The sequence below is a fragment of the Streptococcus mitis genome (genome assembly GCF_003942695.1).
Classification (GTDB): Bacteria; Bacillota; Bacilli; order Lactobacillales; family Streptococcaceae; genus Streptococcus; species Streptococcus mitis_BD.
Genome location: NZ_RJNU01000004.1, coordinates 123,500 through 144,986 on the forward strand (window position 1 = coordinate 123,500; position 21,487 = coordinate 144,986).

Here is a 21,487-nt window from a genome sequence, read left to right on the forward strand (position 1 = left end):
CTCCTTTCTAGGTTATACTTTTACAACTTGAACCTCATCTTTACCTAGTAAAATCAGGTATTTCTCAATATTTTCAATCAAATAAGCTCGTGATAAAGCTTCTCCATATAGAGCTAACTGACCACGATAGCGGTCTATGAGTTGACTTGGTTCATCGTAACGATCTGTTTTGTAGTCGAAAAGAACGATACGATCCTCATAAAGCAAATAGCCGTCCAAGATCCCACGGACAACAAAGTCTTCCTGACTCTTTTGGTCTTTTTTGAGCATGGAGAAAGGTTGCTCGCGGTAGAGATGGTCGGTATTGGCAAGAATTTCCTGACCAAGTGCTGTGTCAAAGAATGCAAGGATTTTAGCAAGATTGATATTTCTTCTAACAGCTGGACTAGTCTGAACTTGTTTGAGAGTTTCTGCCAGACTAGCAAGTGTTGGTTGCTGACTAAGGTCAATTCTTTGCATCAGTTCGTGGGTTGCACTACCAATCTCAGCTCCAGTTACCTTTTCTTTAGTTGAAAAATTTGGTAAATCAAAGCTGATTTGCTTTTCCGGTGATTGAGTTTGGTTAGTAATTTCTACCCCTTCCATATCCATAACGGGTTCGTAGAATTTCTTGATTTGGCTTGGGGTTTGAACGCTAGGAAGCTCAATGGCTGCACGGTGAAGAGTATTATAAACTTCCACCTCTTTCAGCATTTCCAAAGCTTCTTTAATGGTTTCTGACTGGCGATTGTCTGCTTGAGAAATATCTTGTAGAGAACTCTTGTTTTCCAACTCTCCGATAGCTTCTCTAGTCAGCTGGTCTTCACCAACAAAACGATAGCTAAAGTTGAGATTTTCCTTGGCAAATACTTTGGTAATAGCCCAGATCCAATCTTGAAAATTCTTGGCTTGCAGTCTGGTATTGCCATCTAATTTTCCATTGTTTGCTGCTGGATATTCCTTGGCTTCTAGCTTTTCACGAGAGCCTTTACCGACAAGATAGAGCTTTTTCTCAGCCCGTGTCATGGCAACATATAGCAAACGCATCTGCTCTGAATAGCTAGCTAGTTTCAGTTCTTCTTCATTCTGGGTATAAGTTAGGCTGGGAATGGAGAGTTTGATGGTTTTAGGATAGTGTGCTTCCACTGCTCCTGTTTCCACCTTGGCAATATATTTGACACCAAGCCCATTTTGACGACTGAGAATGACGTCTGACATCGAGTCTTGCTTGTTAAAGTCCTGATCCATGTTGAGGATGAAGACATAAGGAAACTCAAGTCCTTTACTCTTATGAATGGTCATGAGTTCAACAGCATCCTTGGGTGGTGCTACGGCAACGCTTGCGAGATCATGCTGGGCTTCTAGAACTTGGTCAATCATACGTATAAAACGCGACAAGCCCTTGAAATTACTCTTTTCAAACTGGTCAGCTCGAAGAGCTAGGGCGTAGAGATTGGCCTGTCTGGCTGGACCATTTGGCAAAGCCCCAACATAGTCATAATAAAAACGGTCGTTGTAAATCTTCCAAATCAAGTCATAGAGAGAGTGGGTTTTGGCATACAGGCGCCAAGAATCCAAAATATCCATGAACTGATTTAGTTTTTCAGCTAGAGCTGTATGAATTAACTCTTTCTGGCTAGCTGCTTGTTTTTGAGCATTGACCAGTTTCTCATAGAGATTTTCTTGGATCTTATCCTCTGCTTTCTGAAGGGACAAACGTGCTAACTCGTCCTCATCAAAACCAAACATAGGAGACTTCATCAGGGCAACCAAGGCATAGTCTTGCAGGGGATTGTGAATGACACGCAGGGTATCCAGCATGACTTGCACTTCTAGGGATTGGAGATAATTGTTTTGCTCGCCATCTGTTTTAACAGGAATCCCATACTCAGACAAGGCGAGGAGAATCTGATCGTTACGACTGCGACTGGAAGTCAAAAAGGCAATTTCTTTGAAGGCAACACCTTTTTCCTGATGAAGTTTCAAGATTTCCTTGATGACCAGGCGCATTTCACCAGTGAGTTTCGTTTCTGCTTGGCTCTCTTCCTCCTCTTGCCCACTATCGTCCTTGTCGTATAAGAGAAATTCTGCCTTGTTGTCTGGATTAGGAGTCAGTTTGGTATTGGCAAAAACAAGCTGGTGCATGCTATCATAGTTGATTTCGCCGACCTCTTGGTCCATGAGACGTTCAAATACATGGTTGGTTGCTGACAGCACTTCTGAACTACTACGGAAATTTTCTTTAAGAAGAATCAACTTGCCTTCTTGAGGATTTTTCGTATAGCGTTGGAATTTCTCATTGAAAATCTGTGGATCTGCCTGACGGAAACGGTAGATGGACTGCTTGATATCCCCCACCATAAAGCGATTGTGACCATTCGACAACAATTCCAGCATTCGTTCTTGAATGTGGTTAGTATCCTGATACTCATCGACCATGACTTCGTGGAAACGTTCCTGATAAGCCTCGCGGACTTGTGGGAAATTCTCTAAAATCTCAATGGTGAAATGGCTGATATCAGCGAATTCAAAAGCATTTTCCTGGCGTTTACGTTCACGATAAGCCTCCACAAAATCACTCATGAAGGTTTGGAAAGTTTTAGCTAGCTCCCAGGTGTCTTCATGATAACGCTCTTGGTAGTCGAGAATCGTTATCTGGTCCGCCAGTTGTCCTAGTTTAGCAAACTGAGCCTTTCTCTCATCGTTATAGGCATCAGCCAGTGGCTTCAATTCAGCCTTACGACTGGAATTGGCTAGAGCACGACCATTTTTCTCCTTAGAGATGGCGACAACATGAGCAAGCACTGCTTGATAAGCCTGACTATCGGACTCTTGATTTAAGGAGGCAATTTGATCCAGAACCAGCTGAACATTTTCTAAATAGGCAGCTTTGGGAAACTCCTTAGCATCATTATCCAGATGATAACGGAAAAAGCTTTCCAAATCCCAAAGCGTTTGCTTGATTTGCTCAGTTAATTTGTCTTTTTCAATTACAAAGTCAGCTTCTTCAAACCCTTTGAGAAAAGAATCTCTCAACCATTTTTGAGGACTGCTAGTGGATTGAAGGAAATCATAGATTTTATAGACTTGCTGGCGCAGACCACGTTCATCCTTACCACGCCCAGCAAAGTTCTTCACCAAACGACTAAATTTCTCTTTATTCTCACCTTGGTAATGGTCTTCAAAGACTTGATGAAAAACTTCGTTCTTTAAGAGCAATTGTTCACTTTCATTTTGCAGAATACGGAAGTTCGGTGCAATATCAATCAGATAGCCATGTTTGCCGAGAAACTTTTGTGTGAAGGAGTCCATGGTTCCAATGGCCGCGTTTGGCAGATCTGCCAACTGTCGTCCCAAGTGTTGTTTGAGATCGACATCATCGCTTTCTTGGATTTGTTGGCTGATTTTTTTCTCCAAGCGTTCTTTTAGTTCAGTGGCAGCCTTGACAGTAAAGGTCGAGATAAAGAGTTGACTGATTTCTACACCACGAGTTAATTGATCCAGAATGCGTTCGGCCATGACAAAGGTTTTCCCTGAACCAGCAGACGCTGAAACCAGAATATTTTGCCCTGCCGTATAAGTGGCTTCGATTTGCTCGGCTGTTTTCTTCTGTTCCTTGCTCGAACTCGCTTCTGCTTCTTGCAATTTTTGAATCTCTTCCTCAGTTAAAAAGGAAATGGGCTTCATCGATTCAACTCCTCTCTCATTTTTTCAAACCAAGCTTGCTTGAGCTTCTCTCCAACCAGACGTTTGCCATCCGCTAGGTCTAACTTCTCTAGGAAACGAGCTTGACCTAAATGGTAATTGGCTTCAAATCCTGTAATGGCTTGATGTTGCTGAACATATGGAGCAATGCTTCTACCATTTTCGGTATAAGGATTGATGGCGAACTGGCCTTCTAAAATCTTTTCAGCTGCTTTCTTGTAAAGATGTGCATTGTAGTCTAGCAAGAGCTGAAACTCCTCATCTGTCAGCTGATTGACCTTGTTTTTGTTGTAAAATTTGCCCAAATGACTACTTTCTTTTTCTAAAAAGAGGCCTTGGTATTTCATTGATTTGCTGGCTTCTGCTACTGCTCCAGCCAAACTTTTAACAGCTAATAAAGATTGGACAGGTTCAGCCATTTCTAGGTACATAGCGCCGAAAAAGTTCTGCTCCCCTTCCTTTTTAAGGGCACCAAGATAGGTTGGCAACTGGGAATTAAGCCCATTGAAGAAATGAGGAAACTGGAACTGGGTCAAACTTGACTTATAGTCCACCACTCCTAGCGCACCGTCTGCTTTCAGGCGGTCAATACGGTCAACCTTGCCTCGCACAAAGACACTGCGACCATTATCTAATTGAATAAAGGCCTGATCCTTGCCACCAAATGTTGCTTCCTCCTGGATGGTTTCGATGGCTGGATTATGACGAAGGATGTGGCCAGTTGTTCGAGCCACATCAAGCAGAACTTCCTTGGTAAATTGGGCTTCCAAACTTTCTTGATAAATAGCTTCAAATTCGCGTTCTTGGCTGGTCTCTTGAATAGCTTGTTCCAAACGCTGATCAAAGGGATTTTCAGCAGGCAGTTTCAAGGCACGTTCAAAAATACGATGCAAAAAATTTCCATGACTGCGAGCATCTGGACGAAGGCGCAATTCTTCCTGCAAACCTAAGACATAACGGAGGAAATAACTATATTCATTGCGGTAAAACTCCGTCAAACCAGACGTAGACAGGTAAAACTCCTTGTCAGCAGGGTAGAGAGCCTGCAAGGTCTCTTTCTCTAATGGCTTGCTGCTTGGACTGGTTGGGAGGGCTGGATTTGTAAGACCTTTTTGATCAAGTTTTTTCCCCATGACACGCGCCAAAACCTTGACAAAAGTCAAATCTTGTTCATTTTCACTAGAACCTGCTTGCTGGTGATAGGCAACTAGACTGGACAAGAGACTGTGATAAGAACCCATATCATCCTTAGACAGACCTTTGTGATGAATCTTCTTCTCTATCCGGCTAAATCCAAAACTCACCAGTTCTTGGAGATAGACCGATTCCTTGCTCTCATTTTCATTGAGAAGACTTGGTGCTGATAAAATCAACTGCTTACGAGCAGCATTGACTAAGGAAAGCATGGTATAGCGATTTTTCTTGAGATTTTCGCTACTTGCAATCAGTAATTGTGCTCCCTCTTCAGTAGCTTGGTTTAGGCTTTGTCTTTCTTCATCTGTCAATAGACTGGTGTTTTGCGCAATTTTTGGTAAATGATCCTGAGTCAGCCCAATAGCGTAGACAAAGTCAGCTGTCAGTGGAGCAATCAAATCGTAACTCTGCACTAGAACAGTGTCTACTGTTGCTGGAATAGTGCGATACTGAGATAAAGTCATCCCTGAGTGGAGCAAGGCTAGAAAGTCCTCCAGACTAACTTGTGAACCAGCAAAAACCGTCGCAAATTGTTCTAAAACATGACAAAAGGCTTTCCAAACTTCAGCTTGTCTTTCCTGTTCTAGAGCTTCCATAGTATCTGTCAAGTCTTGCATCTGCTTGCTTAAAGCAGCATTTTTTAGAAAAGCATTCCACTTTTGCAAGAGATTTTCAGCCTTCTGTTTCCGACTGGCTAATAAGGTTTCAAGTGGCGTCAAAATTCTCAGACGAAGGGCGTTCAAACGTGCCAAATCGAATTTTCCGTGGTAGGATTTTGTGAAGGCCTGCTGAAAAGCTGGCAAGCCATTGATACCCAGATAGCGGAGGTATTGCTCAAAAATATCAATCTCAGCCTGACTTAGGTCAGTATACAAGCCTGTTCTGAGAAGATTAATCAAATCCTCCTGACGGAAACGATAGCTTTTTAAACGTAAAATAGACTCCACATACTGGGTCAAGGGATGATGGGCCATGGATTCGCTTTTACCAAGATAGAATGGAATCTGGTACTGGTCAAAAATAGTCTTCAAGGACAACTGATAAGAAGCCACATCTCCTAACAGAATACGAAAATGTTTGTAACTCAAGTCTGGATTGTCATGTAATTTTTGACGAATGCTACGGGCTACTAACTCCAACTCTTCTTTTTGCGTCAAACAAGACCAGATTTGCAAGTTTTCACGGTCCTCATCATCGATATCCAAGGTGAGTTCTGAGAAGTCATAAGAAGACTCCAGCAAACGAGAGGCCTTGTCAAAACTATCGATCTTCTCATGCGTCTGAGAATAATCCTGAGCAGGTGTTTGGTATTTTGCCCCCAAATGATGTAGAAATTCCACACTAGCTTGGTAAAGATTCCCTTCAGCGAAAGGACTGGTATAGGATTTCTTACTAGCATAAGCACCAATGACAATCTCAACACCTTTGCGATGGAGCAGATCCACTACACGCTCTTCCTCAGCAGAAAAACGGGTAAAACCGTCGATAACCAAAGCCAGCTGACTGAAATCACTACTTACCTTGTCGTTCTCAATAGCCTCAATCAAATGGGACAACTGACTCCCCTGAGCCAACTGGCTTTGATTAAGATAGGCAGTCACTTTCTCAAAAATCAAGAGTAAATCCGCTCGCTTGTCCTCATCAGCCAAACTTTCCAAGTCTAAAAAGTTCATCTGAGCAGTCGTCATCTCGTGATAAAGTTCAATCAACTGCTGGATAAATTGAGGATCTTGTTTAATCGCACCATAAACACGTAAGTCCTTGGGATCTAGTTCGGCAAGGCATTTATAAAAAACCATCCCAAGCCCGATGTCATCTAGACTCGTCTTAGCTGGCAAATCATTTAAAACCAGGTAACGAGCCATTTGAGCAAAGCGCGTAACGGTAATAGCAAAAGAAGCCTGCTGGGACAAGCATTCCAGCACGGCGCGTTCCTTTTCAAATGAAAGCGAGTTGGGAGCAATGTAGAAGACCCGCTTGCCAATAGCAACCAACTCTTCTGCCTCTCTGGTTAGGATTTCTGTCAAAGAAGTCCGAATATCAGTATAAAGTAATTTCATCTCTGCCTCGTTTGGTTTATCAAAGTTTCTTACTCTATTATAGCAAAGTTCGCTTCACAGTCCAAGTCCAAAATTCTTGTTGATAATCATTTAACTAGCAAATCAATCATACTTCATCATCCACTTTCATATGATGAAAGATATAGAGGAAAAAGTCTTTGGAAACTTCAAAATGTCCATAACGAAGTCGAGAAGTATAGTCTCTCCATTCAGGATGTTGTCTGGCTATTTCTATGGAACAATCTTTGACTGGTAGATAATACTCGACATTTCGTCTAAAGGGAAAGAATCCTTCAAATTGCTCTACTTGATAGGCTTTGTCATCTATAATTTTACCTACGGCCACAAAAGCCTGTAACTTATCTTGACCATTCATATCGTATTTTGGGCTATAGTATAAAAGGTAGTCTCCTTTTTTCATACGGTTTAAGGGGCCGCCCTTTCCATGACAGACCTGACAAAAATTCCCTTCAACTCCTCTTAAAACATGGTTCTTTGAAACAACTCCAACCCAATATCTAGGCATTTTTATCCTCCAACACTGCTAACATGCGATTAAAACTTTCTCTATCGTTAGAAAGTTTTTCAAAAAATTTTTCATCAATCCCTTCTACTAAGGGTAAAGCTTGATTGACCTTCTCCGCGCCAGACTTCGTCACTGAGACCAGTTTTGCCCGACTATCCTTTGGATGTTGATCACGTCTAATGTAGTCCTTCTTCTCCAGTAGTCTAACAATCTGGGAAACCGTCATAACATCCATACCGGTGAACCGAGCAATATCAACTTGCGTTACATATTCCTCTCTATTGTTCAAAAACAAGAGCGAGGTCAAAACAATAAATTGAGGCAAAGTGAGACCAACTGATTTCAAGCCTCTTTTTAAGTTGTTTTCCCACTTGTTGTAGACTTTGATGAAAAGAAGACCTGTAGACTCTGTTTCATCGTTTTTATAAATTGAATTAAAGTGATACTTTGACATTATTTCTCCTTAAATATTAAGTATACATATTATATAAGAATTTATTTTGTTTTTCAAGAAAAGGAAAGTGAAATGTTACAATTCTGTCAGACATTTTATAGTCTATATGCTATAATAAAAGCAAAACACATAGAAAAGGAAGTCTTATGATTAAACTACTAGCCTTGGATATGGACGGAACCCTCCTTAACGAAGCCAAGGAAATCCCTCAAGCCCACATCACTGCCATTCACCAAGCTATTGAAAATGGTGTCAAATTGGTTCTCTGTACGGGTCGCCCGCTTTTCGGTGTCCTCCCCTACTATAAAAAACTAGGACTTGACCTCCAGAATGAGTATGTCATTGTCAATAATGGTTGCTCAACCCACCAGACCAGTGACTGGAGTCTAGTTGACTGGCAAGAACTCAGTCCAGCTGACATTGAATACCTCTATGACCTAGCTGAAAAAAGCGACGTCCAGTTGACTCTCTTTGATGAAGAACATTATTTTGTCCTCGGTGGTAGGCCTAATCAAATCGTTCAAAATGATGCCAAACTAGTCTTTTCAGACCTGACTGAAATTTCCCTTGATGAAGCCACCAGTGGTAAATATCGTATGTTCCAAGGAATGTTTTTAGGAACAAAAGAGCAAACAGATGATTTTGAGCAGCGGTTTGCTAAGGAACTCTGCCAACGATTTAGCGGAGTTCGTTCGCAGCCTGTCATTTATGAAGCCATGCCACTTGGAACAACAAAGGCTACTGCTCTTTCTCGACTAGCAGCGATTTTGAAGATCGAGCCCTCAGAGATTATGGCCATGGGTGATGCCAATAACGATATCGAAATGCTCCAGTTTGCAGGACTTGGCATTGCAATGGGAAATGCCAGCGATTATGTCAAATCCCTTGCCAATGACGTTACAGCTAGCAATGAAGAAGACGGCGTTGCGCGTGCGATTGAGAAGTATATTTTATAGAGAAAAGCCCAGTTCATGTCAACTGGGTTTTGTTTTTTAAAATCACAAAACTTTAGAAACTCTTTAGAAATACTTGATGTTTCTTTGATTTCTATACCTTATACTAAAGTTAGTAAAACAAATCAAAAGGAGAAAATCATGAAAACAGTACTCGAAATTCATGGACTGACCAAACAATTCGGCCAACAAGCTATTCTTCAAGATCTTAGTCTAACCATAAAAGAGGGAGATATTTATGGTCTAATTGGAAAAAACGGAGCAGGTAAAACTACTCTTATCAAAATCATTACACAATTATTGTTTGCGGATAAAGGAACTATTTCCCTCTTTTCTAGTCAATCGGAAAATGAGTGGACCAAGGCTCTATCTCGAGTAGGTTCTGTTATCGAATCACCTGTAGCCCATAATCACTTAACAGCTTATCAAAACCTTAAATATTATTGTATGATACGTCATATTCCAAATGCTGATAAGGTGATTCATGAAACCTTAGACTATGTTGGTTTGTCAGATACAGGAAAAAAAGTCTTTCGTGATTTCTCACTAGGAATGAAGCAAAGACTTGGCATTGCCATTGCCCTCCTATCAAAACCCGACTTCCTGATTCTTGATGAACCTATTAACGGTCTCGACCCAATTGGAATCAAAGAATTTCGCCTCATGATCCAGCGCCTCAATCAAGAAAAGGGCATCACTATCCTCATTTCTAGCCATATCTTGTCAGAACTCTATCTCTTAGCTAACCGCTTCGGAATTTTGGATCAAGGTAAGATTATCCGTGAAATCAGTAAAGCTGAGTTTGAAACACTGAGTGAGGATTATATTGTGCTTAAAACAAGCGACAAAGAAAGAGCTTGTCAGGTATTGAAAGAACAAATCCAGCTTCAGTTTAAGGTTGTGAACCCTGAAAATGAAATCCATGTCTTTGGAAATGAACAAGATGTCAAACAGATTCTTAAGCAACTAACTTTGGCCGATGTTGCTATTGATGAGATATACTTTGCCCGTCAAAACCTAGAAGAATACTTCACACAATTGGTAGAATAGGAGAAAAATCATGATACATACCATTCAAGCAGATTTTTACCGTCTTTTCCGCTCCAAAGGATTCTGGATTACAGAATTCATTCTCTTTGTACTTATGTTACTGGGTGCTACTATTGGCGCTACAGGACATCTAATGTCAGTTCAGACAGCACCACCTGAGACTCCTATCCATGGTTGGAATGGGATAGAAGCTCTAATCAACGCGTCAAATAACGGCTCAAACCTCGTTTTCCTCTGTATTATTCTAGTATGTTTAGTTCTTGGGGTCGATCTAATCGGCAAGCTTTATAAAAATAGTTTGACAGTCGGCGTTTCTCGTACAGAATTTTTCCTTGCTAAATCCTTTGTACTAGCAAGTATCGCTCTCTTACAACTCATCACCAGTCTTGTGATTGCCTTTATTCCCGCGACTCTACTAAACGGACTTGGTACAATGCCTGATGATTTTGTTACTAATCTCCTCTTGACGATTTCCCTTCAATTTCTCTGCCTTCTCGCTTGGCTTTCGATTGTTTCCTTTATTCTCTACCTAACTCATTCTTATCTTGCCGTATTTATTGGTTATCTGATTAGTTCTATCGTCCTTTCTATTCCAATGCTTATTTTCCCAGACATTGAAATTCTACGATATTTAATTCTAGATTTTGCCTATGCTATGACTACTAATAGTCAATCTATTTTCTATACCATCACGGTTTGCGTAATTGTCATACTTTTCTTCTCTTTCAGTGGACTGACTGTTTTCAAGAAGAAAAGCTTATAAAAAAGACCTCCTCTAGGATATAGAGGAGGTTTCTTGTGTTAAAAATAAATAAAGACTGAAAACCATTCTCCATCAGCAACTAGCTTCATATCCGCTCCAAGAAGATGAACTAATTCCTCTGTAATATAGAGACCTAAACCAGAGGATTCTTCAGTATCTGACATATTTTCAGAATAAAAACGATTGCTGAGATTGTCTATATTCTTGATAGGTTTTTTGACAAGATTATCTATTTCCAAAACAAGTCTATTTTCTGCCTTTTTTAAAGAAAGTCGAGCTTGCTCCTTGCCGTGCTTGAGAACATTTCCAAGGAGGTTTCTTTTCGTTAAAAATAAATGAAAATCGACAACCACTGACCATCTGTTCTTAGTTTCATCTCTGCTCCAAGAAGATGAACTAATTCCTCAGTAATATAGAGACCTAAACCAGAGGATTCTTCGGTATCTGACATATTTTCAGAATAAAAACGATTGCTGAGATTGTCTATATTCTTGATAGGTTTTTTGACAAGATTATCGATTTCCAAAACAAGCCTATTTTCTGCCTTTTTTAAAGAAAGTCGAGCTTGCTCCTTGCCGTGCTTGAGAACATTTCCAAGGAGGTTTCTTTTCGTTAAAAATAAATGAAAACCGACAACCACTGACCATCTGTTCTTAGTTTCATCTCTGCTCCAAGAAGATGAACTAATTCCTCAGTAATATAGAGACCTAAACCAGAGGATTCTTCGGTATCTGACATATTTTCAGAATAAAAACGATTGCTGAGATTGTCTATATTCTTGATAGGTTTTTTGACTAGGTTATCAATTTCCAAAACAAGCCTATTTTCTTCCTTTTTCAAAGAAAGTCGAGCCTTCTCCTTGCCGTGCTTGAGAACATTTCCAAGGAGGTTTTGTATAATTCGATCAAGCAAGTCCTCATCGGTCGTCGTTTTCAATCCTGGTTCAACGTTAAAATCAAGAACAATCTGTGAAGATTGAAAAACGTCGTAATAAGCTAAAGTCTTCTTCGTTATAAAAGTTGATAAATCAAGCTCTTCCAGTTTCGGTTTGACTGCTCCTTCCATCAAATGACGGTATTCAAGGAGAGCTTCCAAACGTTTGGAAACCAAATCAAGATGATGGGCTATTTTGTTTAAGGTTTCTGGACTATTATCGGGATGTTTTATCAGTTGCTGAGTATATCCTGAAGCGATTGTCAAAGGTGTCCGAATATCATGAGCGATGTTACTGATTGCCATATCTAGGGTGTGTTTTTCACGCTTCATGATTAGCTGATTTTGCTCCACTTCTTGAAATAGATTCTCAATTTGGTTATGTAGACGTAAAATGGTCTTTGAAAAGAAGTTTACCCCGATCCTCTTCATGCTACCAGAGCGAATCTTTTCTTCGATTTGTCTGCTTAAATCTCTAATTGCCATATGATAGCGAATCAAAGAAATCGCTAAAATAATGTTAGTAAGGAGTAATATTGATATCAAAATGTAATTCATTATTTGTCTCCTTTTAATCGAACACCAACTCCCCAAATGGTTTCGATGTATTCGTGATTTGGATCCAATTGATGCAGTTTTTTACGGAGATTGCTTAGATGAGTGTTGAGCGTATTGTCTCCAGGCAGGTAACTTTCTTCCCAAATCAATTCATAGAGTTCTTCCTTGGTGAAGATTTTTTTAGGATGATGGAGCAACATTTGAAGAATCTGGCACTCTTTCTTTGCAAGGCGAATGGTTTCAGTTGTGCTACTTATTTCAAAACTATCCGCATCGAACTGGATATTTTTAAAGTTTTGCACGAGGTTATCAATTTCTCTTCGATCTTCTGACTGATGTTCACCACTTTGGCGTAATTGCACAGTGACTCTGGCAAAGACTTCGTCCAAATCAAAAGGTTTTACTACATAATCATTGGCACCGTCTAGTAGATATTGGCTGATGAGCTTTTTATCACCCAAAGCAGTGAGCATGATGACCGGAGTCTGACTAGTTTGTCGAATAGCTTGCAAGACTTGGTCGCCATTTTTCCCAGGGAGCATGATATCTAGCAAAACGAGATCAATGCCTCCTTTGTCAAATTGCATGATACCTTCTGTGCCAGAAAATGCTTGAATCACCTCGTGTTCCTCTGCAAGAAGGGTTCTTAAAATTTCCTGGATTTCATTATTATCTTCAATTACAAGTATGCTCGCCATAAACCTCGTCCTTTCTAAAACTATTATAACATGTTTTGTTAGGAATTCCAGATACAGAAAAGCTCCTCTCACATTTTAAGCAAGAAGGAGCTAATGGAAATTGAATCTACTTAACCAAATAAGCAATCAAGGTTATGATCCATAGATGGGCTGGGTAGAAAATATAAAAGAAATATTTACTCCAGCTAGTTTCCTTTCCTCGCTGTCCATTATAAAGTGCCATAAAAGGAAATACGGTGATAAAGAGCCAGTCAGAATTGTAAAGCATCATTTCCAGTGTTTGGTGCCAAGTGTCGTAAATTTGGATGGAAGTCACTAACAAGAAGGCCCAAAGTAGAGTATAGAGGAGATTTCGCAATCCCTTACGATTCCGACAAGTGTAACTAATCAAGAGAAATGGTAGCATGATGATACCACCCTCAGTAAAAAGACAACCGAAAATCAAAAGCCCAGCAACTCCAATCCAACGCCACAACTTCTCTTTTTGATCCAACTCTTTTCGAGGAAAACCAATCCAAAGCATGGTGACACCGATAGCCAAAGTCAAGAAAATGTTGTTATTGACCATTACTCCTTTAGATGCAAATAGGGTATTGAGGAGGCTATTGCCTGCGAACATGATAAGCGCCCAAGACCAGAGGCGGATGAGATAGTCTTTCAGATTTCGAGTATGGATGAAGCCTTCAATAGCCATATAGGCAAACCAAACTCCCACGCAACGTGTCATAGCGTGGAAAATACCTTCCCACAGAGGAGAAACAATCCCTGTGATATGAGGAATATGGTCTAGAACCATTACTGCAGCCATCAGATACTTCAACTGTGTTGCATTCCATTTTTTCATAATAAACCTCTTTCTTTTTGATCTACATAGAGTATAGCATACATTTCTACGTATAATCGTACACCTATCTTACATTTAAAAAGCCTATCTTACATTTTTGTAAGACAGGCGTGAATATTAAAAATTTATTATGAAATTTACCTTCTAGTCCGTAATTCGTTGATACATTTCTGGTCTTCTATCTCGAAACAGTCCCCAGTTTAGGCGTTCGCTTGTTCCCTTGTCAAGGTCATAAGTTGCTAACAGAACAGCCTCACCTTGCCTTTCAGCTCTCTCTAGAATAGCTCCTGTTTCATCCGTCATAAAGGACGAACCGTAGAAGTCAAGACTGGAACTCTGTCCACCATTTTCCTCACTAGGAGTGACTTCTTCCAAACCGTAACGATTGGCTGCAATGACTGGGACAATATTCGCTGCTGCGTGCCCTTGCATAGTACGTTGCCAGTGACCACAACTATCTGTATCCAAAATTGGTTCTGAACCAATGGCTGTAGGATAAAAGAGCAATTCAGCACCATTCAGAGCAAGACAGCGCGCTGTTTCAGGAAACCATTGATCCCAACAGATGCCAATCCCAATCTTAGCGTAGCGAGTATCCCAGACCTTGAAACCAGTGTTACCAGGCGTGAAATAGAACTTTTCTTGATAATAATGGTCATCTGGTATGTGGGTCTTCCGATAAACGCCCAGTACCTCTCCATCTGCGTCAATAACAGCAATAGAGTTATATAAGACATTGCCATCTTTTTCATAGAAACTAATCGGTAAAACAACTTCTAGTTCCTTAGCAAGCTCCTTAAAATGCTGAATAGCAGTATTTTCTGTCACCGACTGGGCATACTGGTAGTAGTCATATTGACGCTCCTGACAGAAATAAGGACATTCAAACAACTCGGGTAAAAGAATAATTTGTGCGCCTTGTTCTGTAGCCTGACGTACTAAACGCTCCGCTGTTTGAATATTTGTTGCCACATCCTTAGCGCATTGCATCTGGATTGCTGCAACTTTTACATTTCTCATCTTTTTCTCCTATTCTGGGATTTGTTGGGTAATACAGTGGATATTTCCACCACCTAAGAGAATATCTCTGGCTGGTATTCCGACAACTTTACGGTCTGGGAAACACTTACTGAGGATATCTAAGGCAACTTGGTCATTGACATCTTGAAACTGGGGAACAAGGACAGCCTTGTTGGCAATATAAAAGTTTACATAAGAGGCCGCCAGACGTTCGCCCTCATAACGCTCCTCTTCTCCTTCTTCATAGATATAGCCTGGTAAATCCTCTTCAGTTACAACTTGATGAAGCGCTGGAATTGGTAGTTTATGAATGGTAAACTTCCGTCCTTTTGCATCTGTCTCTAGTTCTAAGAGTTCGAAATCTGCTTTTGACATAGCATACTGGGGATCGTTTTGATTGTCTGTCCATGCCAAGACAAGCTCTGCAGGACCAACAAAGGCAGCAACGTTGTCAACGTGTTCATTGGTTTCGTCCTGATAAATACCGTAAGGCAGCCAGATAACTTTTTCAGCGCCCAGGCTCTCTAATAAGGTGTTTTCAATTTGCTCTTTAGACAGGTGGGGATTGCGTCCAGGACTGAGTAAGCAACTTTCAGTCACGAGAATCGTTCCTTTACCATCGCTGTGTATCGCTCCACCTTCTAGTACAAAAGGTTTAGCATTGTAAATAGGCATTTCCAAAGCCTCAGCAAAACGACTAGCTACTTGGTCATCTGCTTCATAGTCTTGGTAGAGACCATCTACAGCACCACCCCAAGCATTGAAAGACCAGTCCACTGCCAACTTTTCCCTTTTATCATTGACGAGAATGGTCGGACCAGTATCACGCGCCCAGGCATCATTTGTCGGAATATCTAAATAAACGATCTTATCTCCTAGATAGGATTGGGCTTCAGATAGATAATCCTGCTCCACCAAAAGGTAAACAGTTTCCCCTTCTGCTATGGTCTTGATAATCTGGCTAAAGGCCTTCTTAGCAGCTTTTCCTTGAAAAGGCCATGATCCTGGTCGAGTCGGCCATATCATCAAAGTACCATGATGAGGTTCATACTCTGCTGGCATACGAAAGCCTAATTTCTTTGGACTGTCCATCATGATAATCTCCCTTTAAAGTCTTGATAGCCGAAAGCTTTGACTAAGCTGCAGTCTCCCTGCTTGTCCATAAGATAGAGGCTTGGCAAGCCAATACCGTTAAAGGTATTATTTTTAACAAATGAGTAAATAGCCATGTCTTCAAAATAAAGTCTATCACCGATTTGGACAGGATTTTCAAAACTATAGTCGCCAATCACATCACCCGTTAGACAGGTATTGGAAGAAAGTCTATAGGTATGGGCTTTTTCCTGAGCCTCAAATCCATTTCTCAAAGGTGGACGATAGGGCATCTCAAGTACATCTGGCATATGGCAGGTCGCGGAGGCATCTAAAACCAAGATATCCATACCGTTTTCTACAATATCCAATACTTTAGTTGCTAGATAACCCGCATTGAGCGCAATAGCTTCACCCGGCTCGATATAGACTTCAAGATTGTAAGTTTCTCGAATTCTTTTAATCTCAGAAATCAGCAAATCCACATCATAATCTTCTCTTGTGATGTGGTGTCCTCCACCCATATTGAGCCATTTTACCTCATGTAAATAAGGACCAAACTGCTCTTCTACTGCTTTCAAGGTTGTCTCTAAATCATCTGCCCCTTGCTCACAAAGGGTATGAAAATGAAGGCCATCCACCAAGTCCAGCAAATCACTCGGTATCTTGTCTAGGGTAACTCCAAAACGGGAGCCAGGTGCACAAGGATCGTAGAGCGCGTGATCTCCTTGAGTTGAACACCGAGGATTGAGGCGCAAACCAACACTGATACCAGCCGCTCGACAACGAGCCCCATGTTTACGCAATTGTCTCTCAGAGTTAAAAACGATATGGTCTGTTATCTCAAGCAATTCCTCCAAGTCCGCATCCTTGAAAGCTGGCGCAAAGACATGGACTTCCCCTGGGAACTCTTCTCTAGCGAGCTTAGCCTCATAGAGACCACTAGCCGTCGTACCAGAGAGATACTGGCTGATCAAGGGATAGGTTTTGTAGAGTGAATAAGCCTTCTGAGCAAGTAAAACCTTGCAACCGGCCTCTTCTTGTACATATTGCAAAATACGACAGTTGGCTTCTAACTTTGCCAAGTCAATCACATAAGCTGGTGTGGGTACCTGTTCTAACTTCATTAGTCCACCATTTGTGGGTTTTCTACCACAACCCATGGCAAACCGTATTTGTTCAAAGCTTCCATGAATGGATCTGGATCCAATTCTTCAAGGTTGTAAACTCCAGGTTGTTTCCAAGTACCGTTCATAACCAATTTTGTCCCAATCATGGCTGGAACTCCTGTCGTGTAAGAAATTGCTTGTGAACCAACTTCTGCGTAACATTCCTGATGGTCGCAAACATTGTAGATGTAGATAGTCTTTTCAACGCCGTCTTTGACACCTGTAAAGATACAGCCGATATTGGTTTTTCCAACTGTATGTGGGCCAAGGCTGGCAGGATCAGGAAGCAAGGCTTTTAAGAATTGAATCGGCACGATGTCTTGTCCATTAAAGTTAATAGCATCCGTACGAAGGAGTCCGACATTTTCCAAGCATTTCATGTGCGTTAGATAAGATTGACCAAAAGTCATAAAGAAACGAATCCGTTTAACACCTGGAATGTTTTTCGCCAATGATTCAATTTCTTCGTGGTGAAGGAGATACATATCTTTTTGTCCAACTTGTGGGAAATCATACTCACGTTTGATAGACATAGCTTCAACTTCTACCCATTTTCCATCTTCCCAGTAAGAACCTGGCGCAGAAACCTCGCGGAGATTGATTTCTGGGTTAAAGTTTGTCGCAAATGGATAACCGTGATCTCCACCATTACAGTCTAAAATGTCGATATAGTGGATTTCATCAAAATAGTGTTTGAGAGCATAGGCTGAAAAGACACTAGTCACACCGGGGTCAAAACCAGATCCAAGCAGAGCAGTTAGGCCAGCTTCTTTGAATTTCTCCTGATAAGCCCACTGCCATGAATAATCAAAGTAAGCTGTAAAACCAAGTTCCTTGCAACGTTTTTCATAAATGGCACGCCACTCAGGATCTTCTGTGTCCTCAGCTTCGTAGTTGGCTGTGTCAATATAGTGGACACCTGTCGCCAAACACGCGTCCATAATGGTTAAATCTTGATAAGGCAGAGCTACGTTCAAAACAGCTTCTGGTTTGTAGCTTTCGATCAGGGCAATCACTTCTTCAACCTTGTCAGCATCAAGAGCAGCGGTTTCAATCTTTGTACTTGTTTTACCTTCTAATTTAGCCTTCAAGTCATCACATTTTGACTTGGTACGACTAGCAATCATAATCTCTTTAAACGTTTCGCTATCTTGGCAAATCTTTGAAATAGCAACTTGGGCAACGCCCCCACATCCGATAACTAATAGACGACTCATTTTTTCCCTTCCTCTTCTTCTAAAATGTCTTCTACATACTTAGGCAACATAAAGGCTCCCACGTGTAAGTTTGCAGTGTAGTATTCTGTGAAAAGCTGGCGTTTTTTCCAGCCTTCCTTATCAAAATCTTTGACAGGGTGGTATTTTTTCGACGCAAATCCAAACAACCAATAGCCCGCTGGACTGGTCGGAATATGGGCCTGATAAACCCGGCTGATTGGAAAGGCTTGATTGACCTTACGGTGCATGCTACGACAAGCTGACTCATCCTCGTCAAAGAAGGGACTCCCATGCTGATAAATCATGATGCCGTCTTCTTTCAAGGCTCTGTAACTATTTCCGTAAAATTCCTTGGTAAAGAGCCCTTCCGTATGTCCAAATGGATCTGTCGCATCGTTAATGATAATATCGTAGTCATCTTCACAGTTTCGCAAAAAGCGTAGCCCATTTTGGTAGTAAATGGTAACACGAGGATCATCTAGCCCTGCAGCAAAGTCTGGGAAATACTCACGACAGACCTCAACCAACATCTCATCTGGTTCCACAATATCGATTTGCTCCAGTTCAGGATAGAGAGTTAATACTTGGGCAACACCACCGTCGCCACCTCCAATAACCAAGACTTTCTTAGGATTTGGGTGGACAGCCATGGGAACGTGAACGGTCATTTCGTTGTATACGAAATCATCCGCATCTGAAAACAAGACATGCCCATTTAAAATCAGTATTTTTCCAAAAGCTGGCGTATCCAAGACTTCGATATCCTGCCATTCACTTTTTCCAGCATAGAGTTGCTTGGCAGTTCTCAAGGACAATTTCACATCCGGAGTATGAACTTCAGAAAACCATAAATCCATCTAGTTCTCCTTTCTCTTAATGACGTTGATGTGATTGACCTCTGGATCTTCTGTCCCTTGGAGGGAGCAACCACGTTCCTTGGCAAATTGGATATAGTCTACAATTTCTCGTGTAATGCGTTCACCTGGTGCTAGGATTGGAATCCCTGGAGGATAACACATGACAAATTCCCCACAGACCTGTCCAACAGACTCATCCAAGGTTAAACTTCTTCTCTCTGAATAGAAGGCTTCTTGTGGAGACAGCACCAACTCGGGCTGGATATATTCTCCAGCAATCAAATCTTTTCCATCTCTTGAGTAGAGTCTCTTGATATCAGCCAAAGCACCGACCAAACGCTCGATGTCTTGGATGCGGTCGCCAATAGAAATATAAGCCAATATATTGCCAATATCCCCGAATTCAATCTGAATATCGTATTCATCTCGCAAGAGATCATAAACCTCTATACCTGTTAGCCCAATACCCTGAGTGTAAACTGATAGCTTGGTCACATCAAAATCACAGACAGACACACCGTCTATTAACTCCTTTGAGTAGGCATAGTAGCCACCTATGGCATTTATTTCACGACGAGCGTACTCCGATAGCTCAATGACTTTCTCAAATGACTCTTTCCCGCGAAGAGCAAGGTTGCGACGTGAAATATCCAAACTAGCCATCAACAAATAAGAGGCGGATGTAGACTGGGTCAGATTGATGATCTGACGAACGTACTCAGGATTCATCTGCTTACCAATAAGTAAAATGGAGCTCTGGGTCAAACTCCCACCAGACTTATGCATAGAGACCGCTGCCATATCAGCGCCAACGTCCATAGCAGATAGCGGCAATTTGTCTGTAAAATGCAGATGCGCTCCATGGGCTTCATCTACTAAAACCATCATGCCAGCTTCGTGAGCCATTTCCGTTAAACCCTTGAGGTCTGAACAAATTCCATAGTAAGTAGGATTGTTAATCAAAATGGCCTTGGCATCTGGATGCTCCTTAATTGCCTGCGCAACACGGTCATTTTCAAGACCTAAAGCGATGCCGATTTTAGGATCTACACTCATCTCGATATAGATGGGAATGGCACCACATAGAACCAGCGCATTGATAGCAGATTTGTGGACATTACGTGGCAGAATAATCTTATCTCCTGCCTTGCAGGTGGAAAGAATCATGGTTTGAACAGATGAAGTTGTTCCCCCAATCATGAGAAAGGCATGCGCTGCTCCAAAAGCATCAGCTGCTAGTTCCTCTGAATCCCGAATAATCGAAATAGGATGGCCTAAATTATCCAATGGTTTCATTGAATTGACATCAATGCCGACACATTTTTCTCCCAACAATTCAACAAGTTCTGGATTTCCCCGTCCGCGTTTGTGACCTGGTACATCAAAGGGAACAATCCGTTTCTTTCTTAGCTTAATCAGACCTTCATAAATAGGGGCCTGATTTTGATCTAACTTTTTCAAGACATACTCCTTTACCGTATTTTTAGCTCCTCAAAATGATGAGGGAGACCAAAGGTTGACTTATGAAAAAAGAGCAGGTTTTCACCTGCTCTGCAATCTTCTGACGTGTTTATTTTGGTTTCTGTTGAGTATGTCTGTTCCCGATGTTTCCTAACTCTCTAGTAGCAAATATTACGTACTTTATTGATCGTTTCACAAGATGACGTGTGCTTTCACCACACTAAAATTTATGAATTAGGACAAGCGTCCTAACATCAACTTATAAAAGTAGGCTTTTAACCCTATCAATAATGTGGCTTTTCAACCACGCTTCGGCATTCAACCCTGCCTGTCCGTAGGCATTTTTTACTCGGGTTTATATTTGCTAGAAAACATCTTCTCATTTTCTAAGCCTTATAACTATATCATGTTTACAAGAGCTTGTAAAGTACTTTTTTTGAATTTACTTAAATTTTGTTCGTAAATAGTTGAATTGCTACCAAAAAGTTCATGTTCAACGAACTGAAAACGATTATAAAAGGAACTAATTTTTTTAGTTCCTTTCAAGATTATTTAATCTTATGCTTATCCATTTTTTCCTGGAAAATATCTGTAATGATTTTGCGCAATTCTTCTCGTTCCTTCTCAGGAATCTCACCACTTCTCTTGGCAACTGCATAGAGCTCTGGATGTTCGATGGAAATTCGCTTTATTGTCCGAGTTGTTGCGTGTTTTCTCACAAAAAATGGGATGCGTTTGATCCATTCCTGAGGTACTAGGGCAAGGATTTTCGCAGCGGTTTCCTTATCGCTAATTTCAGATGTTGTCAGTCCCTGCTTTATCATTTCCTGTTCTTTTTCAGTAAAATCTTTTAATTCCATGATTCTTCTCCTAGTTAGTAAATGACTCTATAGTAGATTATATACTAATCCTGACCAAAGTACAAATAGAATAACATCAAAAAAACTTAGTAGG

Annotated in this window: 18 protein-coding genes and 1 pseudogene; 3 read left to right on the top strand and 16 right to left on the bottom strand. The window is 41.0% G+C overall.

Annotated features, from left to right (window positions below):
• Positions 1–12: 12 nt before the first annotated feature.
• The 4 genes from addA to D8852_RS04550 form a co-directional block, all read right to left on the bottom strand.
• Entirely contained in the window at positions 13–3,666 is a 3,654-nt protein-coding gene (gene addA / locus D8852_RS04535) for a helicase-exonuclease AddAB subunit AddA (protein ID WP_125425589.1), read from the bottom strand.
• Positions 3,663–6,938: an ATP-dependent nuclease subunit B gene (rexB, locus tag D8852_RS04540; protein WP_125425587.1), complete on the bottom strand. Its 3,276-nt coding sequence runs from the start codon at positions 6,936–6,938 to the stop codon at positions 3,663–3,665. Before rexB ends, addA begins: the two co-directional genes overlap by 4 nt.
• Before the next feature lie 106 nt (positions 6,939–7,044).
• Positions 7,045–7,464, bottom strand: a complete 420-nt coding sequence (locus tag D8852_RS04545; RefSeq protein WP_001138490.1) for an EVE domain-containing protein — start codon at positions 7,462–7,464, stop codon at positions 7,045–7,047.
• The gene (locus D8852_RS04550; protein ID WP_125425585.1) at positions 7,457–7,918 is read right to left on the bottom strand and encodes a MarR family winged helix-turn-helix transcriptional regulator; all 462 of its coding nucleotides are present in this window, start codon (positions 7,916–7,918) and stop codon (positions 7,457–7,459) included. The genes D8852_RS04545 and D8852_RS04550 overlap by 8 nt, the downstream gene beginning before the upstream one ends.
• Before the next feature lie 146 nt (positions 7,919–8,064).
• On the opposite strand from D8852_RS04550, the gene D8852_RS04555 reads away from it, so the two are divergent.
• The 3 genes from D8852_RS04555 (at position 8,065) to D8852_RS04565 (ending at position 10,684) form a co-directional block, all read left to right on the top strand.
• Entirely contained in the window at positions 8,065–8,874 is an 810-nt protein-coding gene (locus D8852_RS04555) for a Cof-type HAD-IIB family hydrolase (RefSeq protein WP_125425583.1), read from the top strand.
• 138 nt (positions 8,875–9,012) lie between these two features.
• Complete coding sequence (locus D8852_RS04560; RefSeq protein ID WP_125425581.1) at positions 9,013–9,921, top strand: ABC transporter ATP-binding protein; 909 nt, start codon at positions 9,013–9,015, stop codon at positions 9,919–9,921.
• 10 nt (positions 9,922–9,931) lie between these two features.
• Positions 9,932–10,684, top strand: coding sequence for a hypothetical protein (locus D8852_RS04565; protein WP_125425579.1), 753 nt, complete (start codon positions 9,932–9,934; stop codon positions 10,682–10,684).
• A gap of 38 nt (positions 10,685–10,722) precedes the next feature.
• Here the strand turns inward: D8852_RS04565 and D8852_RS04570 are convergent.
• The 12 genes and pseudogenes from D8852_RS04570 to D8852_RS04625 form a co-directional block, all read right to left on the bottom strand.
• A pseudogene (locus D8852_RS04570) lies at positions 10,723–11,004 on the bottom strand (sensor histidine kinase); the annotation flags it as partial.
• Positions 11,005–11,009: 5 nt separating this feature from the next.
• Positions 11,010–11,324: a sensor histidine kinase gene (locus D8852_RS04575; RefSeq protein ID WP_398574990.1), complete on the bottom strand. Its 315-nt coding sequence runs from the start codon at positions 11,322–11,324 to the stop codon at positions 11,010–11,012.
• Positions 11,297–12,175, bottom strand: coding sequence for a sensor histidine kinase (locus D8852_RS04580; RefSeq protein ID WP_125425577.1), 879 nt, complete (start codon positions 12,173–12,175; stop codon positions 11,297–11,299). Before D8852_RS04580 ends, D8852_RS04575 begins: the two co-directional genes overlap by 28 nt.
• Entirely contained in the window at positions 12,175–12,873 is a 699-nt protein-coding gene (locus D8852_RS04585; RefSeq protein ID WP_125425575.1) for a response regulator transcription factor, read from the bottom strand. The genes D8852_RS04580 and D8852_RS04585 overlap by 1 nt, the downstream gene beginning before the upstream one ends.
• Positions 12,874–12,979: 106 nt before the next feature.
• Positions 12,980–13,717: a TraX family protein gene (locus D8852_RS04590; RefSeq protein ID WP_125425573.1), complete on the bottom strand. Its 738-nt coding sequence runs from the start codon at positions 13,715–13,717 to the stop codon at positions 12,980–12,982.
• Between the two features lie 144 nt (positions 13,718–13,861).
• Entirely contained in the window at positions 13,862–14,737 is an 876-nt protein-coding gene (gene aguB / locus D8852_RS04595; protein ID WP_125425571.1) for an N-carbamoylputrescine amidase, read from the bottom strand.
• A 9-nt stretch (positions 14,738–14,746) separates the two neighbouring features.
• Entirely contained in the window at positions 14,747–15,832 is a 1,086-nt protein-coding gene (gene aguA / locus D8852_RS04600; RefSeq protein WP_125425569.1) for an agmatine deiminase, read from the bottom strand.
• Entirely contained in the window at positions 15,829–16,956 is a 1,128-nt protein-coding gene (nspC, locus tag D8852_RS04605) for a carboxynorspermidine decarboxylase (protein WP_125425567.1), read from the bottom strand. Before nspC ends, aguA begins: the two co-directional genes overlap by 4 nt.
• Positions 16,956–18,215: a saccharopine dehydrogenase family protein gene (locus D8852_RS04610; RefSeq protein ID WP_000088750.1), complete on the bottom strand. Its 1,260-nt coding sequence runs from the start codon at positions 18,213–18,215 to the stop codon at positions 16,956–16,958. The genes nspC and D8852_RS04610 overlap by 1 nt, the downstream gene beginning before the upstream one ends.
• On the bottom strand, positions 18,212–19,072 hold the full coding sequence (gene speE, locus D8852_RS04615) for a polyamine aminopropyltransferase (RefSeq protein WP_000366713.1): 861 nt from the start codon (positions 19,070–19,072) through the stop codon (positions 18,212–18,214). The genes D8852_RS04610 and speE overlap by 4 nt, the downstream gene beginning before the upstream one ends.
• Positions 19,073–20,533: an aminotransferase class I/II-fold pyridoxal phosphate-dependent enzyme gene (locus tag D8852_RS04620; RefSeq protein WP_061416885.1), complete on the bottom strand. Its 1,461-nt coding sequence runs from the start codon at positions 20,531–20,533 to the stop codon at positions 19,073–19,075.
• Positions 20,534–21,081: 548 nt separating this feature from the next.
• Positions 21,082–21,393, bottom strand: a complete 312-nt coding sequence (locus tag D8852_RS04625; RefSeq protein ID WP_125425565.1) for a hypothetical protein — start codon at positions 21,391–21,393, stop codon at positions 21,082–21,084.
• Positions 21,394–21,487: the final 94 nt, after the last annotated feature.